The 10,989-nt window shown below is 67.1% G+C and carries 5 protein-coding genes; 1 reads left to right on the top strand and 4 read right to left on the bottom strand.

Annotated elements, in window-relative coordinates; translation table 11 throughout:
• Positions 1-351: 351 nt before the first annotated feature.
• The 4 genes from J2X67_RS27245 to J2X67_RS27230 form a co-directional block, all read right to left on the bottom strand.
• The gene (locus J2X67_RS27245; protein ID WP_309958099.1) at positions 352-2,760 is read right to left on the bottom strand and encodes a DNA polymerase II; all 2,409 of its coding nucleotides are present in this window, start codon (positions 2,758-2,760) and stop codon (positions 352-354) included.
• A gap of 519 nt (positions 2,761-3,279) precedes the next feature.
• Positions 3,280-5,202: a phage integrase family protein gene (locus J2X67_RS27240; RefSeq protein WP_309958097.1), complete on the bottom strand. Its 1,923-nt coding sequence runs from the start codon at positions 5,200-5,202 to the stop codon at positions 3,280-3,282.
• 948 nt (positions 5,203-6,150) lie between these two features.
• Positions 6,151-7,233, bottom strand: a complete 1,083-nt coding sequence (locus J2X67_RS27235) for a ParB/RepB/Spo0J family partition protein (RefSeq protein ID WP_309958096.1) — start codon at positions 7,231-7,233, stop codon at positions 6,151-6,153.
• A gap of 414 nt (positions 7,234-7,647) precedes the next feature.
• Positions 7,648-8,802 carry an AAA family ATPase gene (locus tag J2X67_RS27230; RefSeq protein WP_281148672.1) on the bottom strand — a complete coding sequence of 385 codons (1,155 nt, stop codon included), beginning with the start codon at positions 8,800-8,802 and terminating at the stop codon, positions 7,648-7,650.
• Between the two features lie 625 nt (positions 8,803-9,427).
• On the opposite strand from J2X67_RS27230, the gene J2X67_RS27225 reads away from it, so the two are divergent.
• Entirely contained in the window at positions 9,428-10,804 is a 1,377-nt protein-coding gene (locus J2X67_RS27225) for a replication initiation protein (protein ID WP_309958095.1), read from the top strand.
• Positions 10,805-10,989 lie beyond the last annotated feature (185 nt).

The following is a 10,989-nucleotide window of genomic DNA, read 5'->3' as shown; positions in this document are numbered from 1 at the left end:
GCACTCTCTTCATTAGGCAGCGGGCGCGCCTGCATTGCTGGCGCTTCCATGGGGCGATTCGGAAGCCTTGGGACCCGCGCAGGCGCAATGCGTGTGCGGCAAGAGGCAAGAGGCAAGAGGCAAGAGGCAAGCATTGAAGGTGAAGGCCCCATGGCCTGGACCGCATCCATGCGCAGCAGTCGCTCAACGCCCGTTACGGGTGGACGCTGCCCTGCGCCTTGAGGTATGAGGATCGGCTGGTGGGGCTGCGCTGCACGCCGTGCGCGGCCTCACCGTCGCATCACACGCAGCCTCACTGCATCGCTTCCAGCCGCTCGAGCGAGCGCCCTCGGCGTGCCCGTTCGATCCCGCCTAGAAGAGCCCGCGCTGCGGCGTCGTCAAGGCCGCGAAGCTCTCTCCAATGGGCTGAAGAATGGCATCGGCAATCGGCTGGAGCTGCCGCGTCAGGTAGTGTTCGTAGTCGATGCGCGAACGGCGGGCCTCCAGCGGCTCCGGGCCGCTCTGGGTCATGACGTACTGGATCCAGCCGCCCTTCTGATACTGCCTGGGCCGACCGACCCGATCATTGTGCTCGTCGGCGATGCGAGCGGCCCGCACCTGCGGCGGTACGTTGACCATGTAGGCGTCGAGCCGATGCCGCAGGCGCTTGCGGTAGATGAGCAGGTCGTCCTTGCCGCCCGCCAATGTCGAACTCGCGTAGTCGGTCACGAACGCCTTGTAGGGCTTGCCCTGGAAGATCCGTGAAAGCAGGCCCTCCTGGAACTGGCGCGCCAGCGGGGTCCAGTCGCTGCGTGCCATCTCCAGGCCGCGATACACCATCTCTTCCTTGCCCGCGGCATCGACACTCAGGCCCGCGTAGCGCTTCTTGCTGCCCACGTCCGAACCGCGAATGGTGGGCATGAAGAACTTCCTGTAGTGGGTGTCGACCTCGATCTCGAGAAAGCTGGCCAGGCCCTGCTCCTCGCGCAGGGTGCGTGTCCACCAATCGTTGATGTCGGCCGCCAGGCTGGCTGCGACGGCGTGCGCCTGCGCGTTGGTGTGAGTACGCTTGAGCCAGATGAAGATGGAGTCGGTGTCGCCATAGATGGCCTCGTAGCCGCGCCTCTCCACGAACTCGCGCGTGCGCTTCATCATCTCGTGCCCTCGCAGCGTGACGGCCGACACCAGCTCAGGGTTGAAGAACCGGCACTCGGCCGCGCCGAGCACGCCGGCGAAGGAATTCATGAGCAGCTTCAGCGCTTGCGACAGCGGCTCGTTCTTCGCGCGCTTGGCCTCGTCCCGGGCGCGCCAGAGCGTGGTCACGATCTCGGGCAGGCAGTGCTTCTCGCGCGAAAACACAGTCCCTTGGGGTCCCTTGACCGCCTGGGCCGGGTCGCCGGCATTCGAGCCCTCGACGAGGCCCACCGGATCGACCAGGAAGGTCCGGATGATCGAGGGATAGAGGCTCTTGTAGTCCAGCACCACGACCGAGTCGTAGAACCCCGGTTTCGAGTCCATCACGTATCCGCCCGGATAGGCCTTGCTCGCAATCTCGCCCACGTTCGGCGCCACGTAGCCCAGGCGGTGCATGCGCGGCATGTAGTGGTGGCTGAACGCGGCAATGGAGCCGCCGAAGTGGTCGGCCTGCAGACCGGTGGTCTGGGCTCGCTCCATCACGAACTGCAGCAGCTTCGTCCTCTCGAAGATGCGCAAGACCAGCTCGCAGTCCCGGATGTTGTAAATCGCGAGCGCGGGCTTGTCTTCCTGGTAGCGCCGCTCGATCTCCGCCATCTTGTCGTATTCGTCGCCGAGGGCCTTGCCTTCGCCGAGCAGCGCCTGCGAGACGTTCTCGAGGCTGAAGGACGGGAAGCTCCACACCGCGGCCTTGAGTGCGTCGATACCGTCGATGACCACCCGGCCCGGCGTGGGCGCGAACAGGTAGCCCTGCTTGCCCGGATGGGTGCGCCATTCGATCGGGCGGCGCTCGCGTCCGAGGAGGAGCTGCACGCCGCAGGCGTCGGCCGTCTTCTGCAGCACCCGCAGGTCGAACTGGATGACGTTCCAGCCGATGACGACGTCGGGGTCGTTCCGCTCGAACCAGTCGTTGAGCTGCTCGAGCATGGCCTTGCGGGAGGCGCAATAGATCAGCGAAAACGCCATGGGCCGATCCGCCCCGGACGCCGCGTCTGGCGGCGGCGCTTGTGGGTGCCCTGGAGGCGGTTCGCCCAGCATGAAGACGACACGCTCCGGCGTGCCGTCCAGCGCGACGGAATAGAGCGCTTCGTCCTGGCTCGTTTCGATGTCCAGCGACACGACCTTCAGCACGGGGCGATAGTCGGGTGCGGGCTTGAGTTTGCAGTCGACGATGGCAGCGCGCTCTTCCCGTCCTCCTTCCACGCTCACGCCGGCGGTGATGAAGCGTTCCATCAGGTAGCGGTCGTGCGGGCGCACGTCGGCTTCAAGCAAGGGAATGCCCTGCGCCTGGAGCGCGCGTGCCAGCCGGCCGAGCTGGCGAAAGTGCGTCGCATAGACACCGACGACGGGGTCCTGCTGGAAGGTCCTGAGTTCGAGCCCGCGCAGCTGAATGCCCGAGAGATCTGCGAGGTGGGCCTCGACCGCGGTCCGATGCCGGGCGGCGACGAATGCCACGCTGCGGCGCGAGGTCAGCAATACTTTCCTCGGCCCGGCATCGGTTGCGAGCCAATACTCGATCTCCGTGCCGGCGGGCGCATCGCGCCAGTGGCGCGTGAGGATGAAACCCTTGAGTACGGTGGATGTCACGAGAGCTGCAGCGGGTGCGTGAGTGCGGTCGGGCGGATGAAGGCGGAGGCGATTTTCGCGCGGCCGCGTCGGGCGGCCATCTGTCCGGATGAGTGTTTCATCCGCGAGATGGCAAGGCGCACAGCATGTCTCGCCAGGCCGTAGAAATACCTGCGGGCCAGCGGCGAAGAGCCGCACCACGCAAAGCGGGCGAGCGCAAGCAAGCTCGATGTCGATGTCGACAAGCTCGCGATCGAGGCCCCGGGTTTTTGGTCGCCGCCTGCGAGCCTTCGTGTCGACTGCAAAGTCGGATGTTCCCGGCGTGCTTCATTGCCTCCGACTACTTTGGACACCCAGACCTGCCCAAGGCGCTTTGACGGCCGCGCACGGCCCCGTTGCTTCACGCCCTGCCCCGCACAGCAGCAAGGGGGGACGGACGGCGGCAAGCCGGCATGACCGGCAGACGATGGGCACCGGGCCGCGGAACCAGACCTCCGTCCGCAACGGTCGCAGCGGCTCGGGGCGCAACCCGGCAGCGCTTCAGGTCGTCGCAGCGGCCGCGCGCTCGCGGGCCTCGGCGGTCCGCAGGTACATCGACGTCGTTCCCGCGAGCGCATGGCCGAGGTTGTTTTGCACCACCTCCAGCGCGAGCGGCGGCTGTCCTTCGCGCCCTCGGAGGGCATGCGCACCATGGGAATGGCGCAGCCAGTGCGTGCTGGCTTTCCTCAACTGCTGCGCCTCGGCACCGTCGAGACGTTCGGCGGCGCGTGCGAGGAAGGCCTTGATCGCCTGGTAGAGCCCAGACGCCGACCAGGGCACGGGCCGCAGCTGGGCGTCGAAGCGCGCGAGCACCGGAATCCCGCGGTTGCAAGGGGCATCCACCTTTCGCTCGAGGCCGTGCCGCGCGAGCTCCTCGCCGAGCTCGTCGACCAGCTCGGCGGGCAGCGGCACCTGACGGCGACGCGCGCCGCGACCGGTCACCGACAGAACCCACTGGACGACAACCGCACCCTCAGCGGATGTGGTGCTCACCGGCGCCAGGTCCTCGCATCGCAGGGCCGTGACCTCGGCGAGCCGAAGCCCGGTGGCATAAAGCCAGCGCATCGCGCGGCGCAGGCGGCGCCCCGGCGGCGTGTCGGCATGCCGGCGCAGCAGCGCGTCGACATGGTCCCATTGCGCAAAACTCAGCATGCGGTGCGTGCCGAGCGGCAAATGCCGATCGGGCGGCAGCGCCACGTCCGCGAACGGATTGGCCAGCACGTAGCCCTGTCCCACGAGGAAGGCGAACAGACCGCGCAGGATGATCAACGCCTGGCGCAGCGCCGCGGGCGTGAGCGCGCCTTCCAGCGGCCGCCATTGCGGAGACCAGCGCTGGTGATGGCGGGGCCCGCACCAATCCGGCGGAGGCGCCGCGAGGAAGGCACGATAGGCGTGCGCGTCCTCGCCGGACAGCGACGACAGCGCCTTGCCGCGCTCGAGCACCGCCCAGAGCAGGAGCCGCTCGGCTTCCTTGCGGTACGAGCGCTGCGTGGCGGACAACTTGCCCTCCGCGCCGCCCTGCTCTCCCTTGGCCGCCAGCCAGGCGCCGATGGCCGCGTGGTCATCGGCAGCCTCCAGCCGGCAGGACCCGGGCGGCGCGCGAAAGCACCCAGCACGTCCGTCGAGTGCGGCCGGCACCACGAACTTTTCGTAGGGCACCAAACCCGTCGCCGGCGGCACGATCGCCGCCAGCGTGACCGGGCTCAACCGGGCGCGCGGCTGCGTGGCATGCACGGCGACGCGAAGGCCGGGCACCCCTTCGTTCGCATGCAGCCACTCGAGAATCCGCGCGGCCTTGCGCTCGCCGACGCCCGGTACCTGGACCCACCACCGCGCGCCCGCGGCGTTGATGCGCCCGACCAGTGCTTCAAGCGTCGGCAGGCCTGCGCGCTCGAGCCGCTCGGCCAACGCCGGATGAAGCCAGGCGGCCACCCCGTCGCCGGGCCGCGGGTCCTGCGCCACCAGGCTTTCGAGCCATCGCAGCGCCTCGAGCTGCCGTGCGATGACCCGTGCGCGCCGCGACGCCGGGGCACTGCACGCGCCGCCGCCCTGCCCTGCCCTGCCGCGAGCCCGCGGGTGGGCGGCTTCGTAGGCTTCGATCTGCTCGGCTTCCGAGAACTCCTCCATTCCCCGCGACGCGGCGAATTCCGCCAGGCTCGGGAGCGCTGGGGACGCGGCGACACGCCTCGGATCGAGCAGGATGAGCCGGGCGGTGCCGGGCTTACGCTCACGCCGCGCCGCGGCAGCGAAAGCATCGCGGATCCATGCGATGGTTCGCCGCACGGTCCGCAAGTCGACATGCTCCCCCTCCAGCCGCAGGTAGCGTTCCCAGCTTGCCCGTTCATCGACCCCCTGGGCCAGCGCCCGCATGAACGCGAAATGGCCACGATGCAGCTTGCGCGGCGGGGGCTTGGGCTTTTTCATGGCTTTGGCTCACTGGGCGTGGAGGACCTGGAGCCACCGCCCAAGCCCTGCCAGAACTTCCACCAGCAATGCACTGGGCGCGGTAGCGCCGGCGGCACCGGTGGCAACGGGGCAAACCTGCTGGCGCTCTGACGACGTCGCCGTTCGGCCTCGAGCGCATGTGCCACGCCGAAGGCCTCGCGAGCGCCGCGCGACGCCCGCGCGCGCCATTCGACAGCCAGCTGTTCGAGTTCCGCTTCCTCGAGGCTCTCCAGCTCCCCACGACTTGGCCCGGCCGTGCGGCTCATCGACGCGCTCGTTGCACGCGCAACGCGGCCGCTCGCCACGCAGCCGGATCGCGCAGGGAAGACCATCCGGCGCGCCCGTCACAGCACCGGGTCAGATCCGCGTTGCAATGCATAATCATCAATGTCGATTCTAGATGATTTGAGGCGACATTCCACGAAGTCATGTGCAAGGAACGCAGCAAGTTGTTGATATGCAAGGGGTTTCTGCCTCCGACGGGATCTCGATGCGCGGAACAGATGGACAGCTTGCGGATGCATCGACATGCACCACTTCCGGTGACCCGGCCAAGTCCCTGCCCTTCAACGACTTTTTTTGCAGCCTTGTTCCCTGTGCGGTTCGGACCCGCCTTCGAGGTGGCAGCAGCCCTCGTCGGCTGATGAGAATCCCCATCCGTGCCCTTTCCGGAAACACCCGGGCGGATCAATGCGGCGTGCCTGCCGATCGTCCAGACCGGTACCTGACATCACGGCACGTGACCATAGGCAAAAATGTAGTGAGCACTTGCTCCTACCCGATGTGCTTGAGCCGGATGGATCGCGCCACCGCCTTCAGCTCCGCTTGAATCTGCGCCGATCTGGCGCAACGATCCAGAGGCGGAGCAGCCGGCCTCTGCGATGCGCGGAGGAAATCCCAAACGCGCTCACATTAGGGCCGGTTCGGTCAATTGAGCAGCTGCACCTTGTGCAGAACGTCGGCGATGGCCTTCACCAGCGCGTCCGAGGGCGGCCCTTCCACCGCACTGGGCAGCAGCGTGAGCGTGACGGTGCCGTCCACTGCGCGCACGCACGAACCCACGGCCTTGCCCTCGTTCTGGATCGCGATCTTCTGGGGTTTGGCCATGGCTTCGCTGCCCAGCAGGCGCGCGACCACCATTGCCGGCAGCAGCTTCTGGCCGCGCACCTTTTCGGCGCGCTTGAGGACGGCGCGCCGGTCCTTGTCGAGCGCCGCGTTGAGCTGCTCCGCGTGCCGGTACTGGATCTCGAGCGGACTGCGGAAGCACTCGACCACCGCCGACGGCAGCTGGGCCACGATCAGGGCCTTGCGGACCCAGGTGTGGCTGACGCCGAGCTTCTCGGCCATCTGGCGCTGGGTCGGGAACAGCTGCTCTTCGAGCGCGCGCTGGTACATCACGCCTTGCTCATAGGGCGAGAGATCGGCGCGCTCGCGGTTCTCGCGGTCCATGGCCGCGAACAACTCAGCGTCCCCGAGTTCGTCGACCCAGATGGCCGCGAGCACCGGGATGCCCAGTTCCAGGCACGCGCGGTGGCGCCGGTGGCCGAACACCAGTTCGTAGCGGTCCGGCTGATCCGGCAGCGCCCGCACAAGGATCGGCTGAACGTTGCCGCCCGCCTGCTCGATGTCCGCCTTGAGCCCGGCGAACTCTGCATTCTCGAACGACGCCGGATGACGGTTCGCCCAGCGGGAGGCGCGGATGGCCGAGGGGTCCAGCTTGCGCGTTGGCGTCGAGCCGTCGTAATGGCGAAGCCGCTCGCGCAGCGTCGCGAGTTCGCCCTCCACTGCCTGCATCTGGCCGCGGAAGGCCAGCATCTGCCCGGGGCCGGTGCGCGGGGCGAACTGCCCGGTCTGCGCCGGTGGAAACCTGGTTTCCACGGCGGGCGCGGCGCCGGGCAGCGCAGGCGATGCGGGGGCGGCAGGTGTTGAAGCCTGTGCCGGGGGCGCGGCGGGCTCGGGCAGCGACAGGCCGGCCGTCAAGGCCTCGAGACGTTTACGGGTACTAGCCATTGAAACCTCCATGGCGGTGGAAACCTGGTTTCCACGCGGCTGGCGTGGTGCGGATCTGTGAGCGGCGCGGGTCGGACGGGCGCCGTTGGCGGTGTGGAAACCTGGTTTCCACAAGCGCTATGCACGATGCGTGGAAACCTGGTTTCCACGCGGCTGGCGTGGTGCGGGTCTGCGACCGACGCGGGTCGGATGGGCACCGGCGGCAATTTGGAAACCTGGTTTCCACGAGCCCTGGGCCCGATGGGTGGAAACCTGGTTTCCACGTACCTCGGCCGAGATCCCGGAAGTCGCAGCGCCCTTCTCCGGCCGCGCTCGATCCGTGTGTCGCGCGCGCCGGCCAGGACTGCGGTCCGCCGGTAGGAACCCTGGCACTGCGAGGGGTCGCGTCGCTGACAGAATGGTGTGCAAAGCGGCTCATGGCGCCTCCCCGGCGTCCGACCAGCTGCTCACCACCGACTGCTCGACGAGGTCCACGAACGCATCGTACGCATCGGCAGCGCGCTTGTACGTCTTGGCTGCGCCCTCGTACTTCTGCACATCGTAGACCGTGGCGAACTCGGCCGCCTTGTTGCTGGTCACGCTGGTCTTGGGAATCTCCACCGGCAGCGTGTATTCGCCGTAGGTGGCTTGGATCCACTGACGGACCGCAGGCGTCGCCGGATCGCTCGGATCGACCCGGCTGAGCAGCACGTGCAGGAAGTCAAAGGCCTTGCCCGCACGCTCGCCGCTCTGCGCATCCAGATTGGCGCCAAGGTCGGCCAGCAGCGACCAGAACTGCGCGGACGATGCGAAGTCCAGGCCCGAAGGCGGTACCGGGACAACGATCCCGTTGGCAGCCCACAGGCCGTTGATGGTCACGTAGGAAAGGGAGGGCGGGGTATCGATGACGATCACATCGTAGAGATCGCGCACGCTCTCGAGTCCGGCGTTGAGCACATCCCAGAAACGGGCGCCCGGCTCCTGCATCTGGCGCGCAGGCAGCGCGAACTCGGCCGAAAACAGGAAGGGCGCGGCCGCCACGAGGTCCAGTCCGTCCCAGTAGGTGGAGCGGATCGCGTAGCGGATGTCGCTCTGGCTGCCGTCGCACAAGGGCGCGATGGTCATGTCCTCGCTGATTTCCGCCTCCGGCAACAGGCCGTGCAAGGTGGTCAGCGAGCCCTGCGGGTCCGTGTCGATCGCCAGTACGCGGTGGCCGCGCAGGCTCAGTCCCTGCGCCAGCACCATGGCGGTCGTGGTCTTGGCGACTCCGCCCTTGAAATTGCCCACGGCGATCGTGAACGCCTTCTTCCCGGCCGGCCTCATCTTGTCGGCGCGGTAGGTGCGGGTCCAGGCGCGCAGCTCAGCCAGTTCGAAATTGCGCTTTCCGCCGGCCGGCGTCAGACGGCCGCTCGGAAGGTCGTCCTTGGTGATGCGATACGCCACATGGGCCTTGTCGACGCCGCACAGCGCCGCGAGTTGCGCGGTAGAGTAGACCGGCGAGAGCTTTCTCGCCTCGGGCGCGAGTAGCCGGCCCCGGATCTGCTCGACCATCGACCCCGCGCGCGTCGCGAGCGCGGCGATGCGGGGCATGTCGATGCGAGTGCGCGCGGAACTCGGTGTGGCCAGCGGGACGGGGAGGGGGGCTGTGGAAACCTGGTTTCCACCAGCAACCGGGAGGGGCGACGCCATAGAGAAGAGCCTTATTAGACGGAATACGACCATTCTATGAGAATCCGTCGAATGAACAAGAAGCGCGAAGTAGCTGTGCCTTCGACTGCGTTCTTGTGTGAGACTTCTTGGGGACCAAGGTGAGGTTGATTGGGATTTCCGGTGCGCCGATGTCCTTCATCCGGCCGGAAGGCGGCCGGCTGGGCCGCTGCGAGGTCCGCTATGCCACTTTCGGGCTGGCCAGACGCGCTCCAGCGCCGCCGCTTCCCTTGTCCACTCACATCAAATCCCATCCACCCACACACCTGGGTGCCCGGAATCCCCCCCGATCTCACATCAAATCCCAGCCGATCTCACATTCATTCCCAGTCCTTCTCACAGATCCGGCGCTAAGTTCCTGTCAGTGCTGGGAAATTCGGATCATCAACTCTTCAATCTCCCAAGTGTTTTCTTATCAATGACTCAAGAGCCGCTGCTTCGATCTGTGAATTGACCGATTCACAAAAGACCGGCATCATGTGAACCCACTATTCTCCCCAAGGACCCCATGGAAGAGGGCGAAGCTCCGCGACCGCCGCCCAAGCCGCCCGCCGTCACGGACGAACAGACCGTGGCCAAGGCCAACGAAGCCATTGCCATCCGCCCCAAACGTGGTCGGCTGACATTGCTGTCGCGGCGGATCTACAACGCGCTGCTCTACCATTCCCAGAAGCAGGGCGTCGACGAGCCCGTCTACAAACTGGCGCTGAGCGAACTGATCGGGGATGCCCGCTTCAACTCGAACAACACGGAGCTGCTGAAGTCGCACCTGCGCGACATGCAGGCCACGACCATCGAATGGTCGACCAGCGGCGCCGGCTTGAAGCGCTGGGTGTCATCCCAGCTGCTGGGCACCGTGTCGATCGAGGAGCAGGGCAGGGGGCGGCCCTGCACAATCACCTGGCGCTATCCCGAAGAAATCCGCGAGCGCCTCGTGAAGCCGCACCAGTACACGCGCGTGCTGCTGGAGATCAGCGCGCAGATGCGTAGCTACCCCGCAGCCGTGCTCTACGAAATCGGTGCACGCTATCTCACCTCTCCGAGCCGGCTGTCGATGCGCGAGGATGTGCTGTGGTGGGCGGCCGTGCTGACGGGACGCAGCGACATCACCGAAGTCGACTACCGCTTCCTCAAGCGGGACGTGATCAGCAAGGCGCTGGCGGAGATCGAGGCGCTGTGCGAGGACTTCAGCCTCGAGCTCATCGAGCACAAGCGCGGCCGGCGCATCGAGGAGATCCAGTTCCGCGTCGTGCCGAAGATGCAGCAGCGCCTCGGCGCGGCCGACGATCCGAGCCGCAACGTGTTCGACCTGGAACTTGTCGCCAAGCTGGTGGGACTTGGCCTCAAGCAGGACGAGGCACAGGATCTCTATGCGTCCACCGACGAAGGGCAGTTGCGCGCCACGCTCGAGCATGTGGAACAGCGCCTGCGCAGCCAGGCCCTGCCATCGCTCAAGTCGCCCGCCGCTTACTTCAAGGATGCACTCAAGAAAGGCTATGCAGGCGTCAAGGGGTCGGTCGAGCCGGCGGCCTCCGGCGGCGCGCTGGCATCCTCCGCTGCCAGCCGACCTCCGGCGATGCTCGACAGCCAGGACCGGATGCACCGGATCCGCGAACTCTGGGACAACGACCGCATGCAGAAGGCGAAGGCGCTCTACCAGGAAATGCCCGAGCCCATGCAGTCGGAGATGCGCGCGCGCTTCGAGACGGAGCGACTCGCGACCGTTGCGGCACCCATCGCGCGCGCCTGGCGCCGCGACGGGCCCGCTAGCCGCATCGCCGCCACCACGTTCCATCGCTGGCTGGCGCAGATCACCTGGCCCGAGGAACCCTCTGACCGGGTGCTGCTCGATTTCGCGCTGTCGCAAGGCGTCGCCGGCATGTGACGGCACGCTGCAGCAGAATGTGAGTGGACACTCCCTGTAGGATTTGCTGCAGGGCCCTGACCAGCGGCGGCGACCTTCGACGATCGCGGCCGGACCCGAGCTCCCATCGGGGGCCATTGCAGATCTGCTCGGAAGTCCGCACACAGCGAGGACTCACTCTCTGACACGCTGAACCGGCATCGCGG

The sequence above is a fragment of the Variovorax sp. 3319 genome, from assembly GCF_031456585.1.
GTDB lineage: Bacteria > Pseudomonadota > Gammaproteobacteria > Burkholderiales > Burkholderiaceae_C > Variovorax > Variovorax paradoxus_P.
Note: the sequence above shows the minus strand (reverse complement) of the source record. Positions and strands in the feature narration are given on the sequence as shown.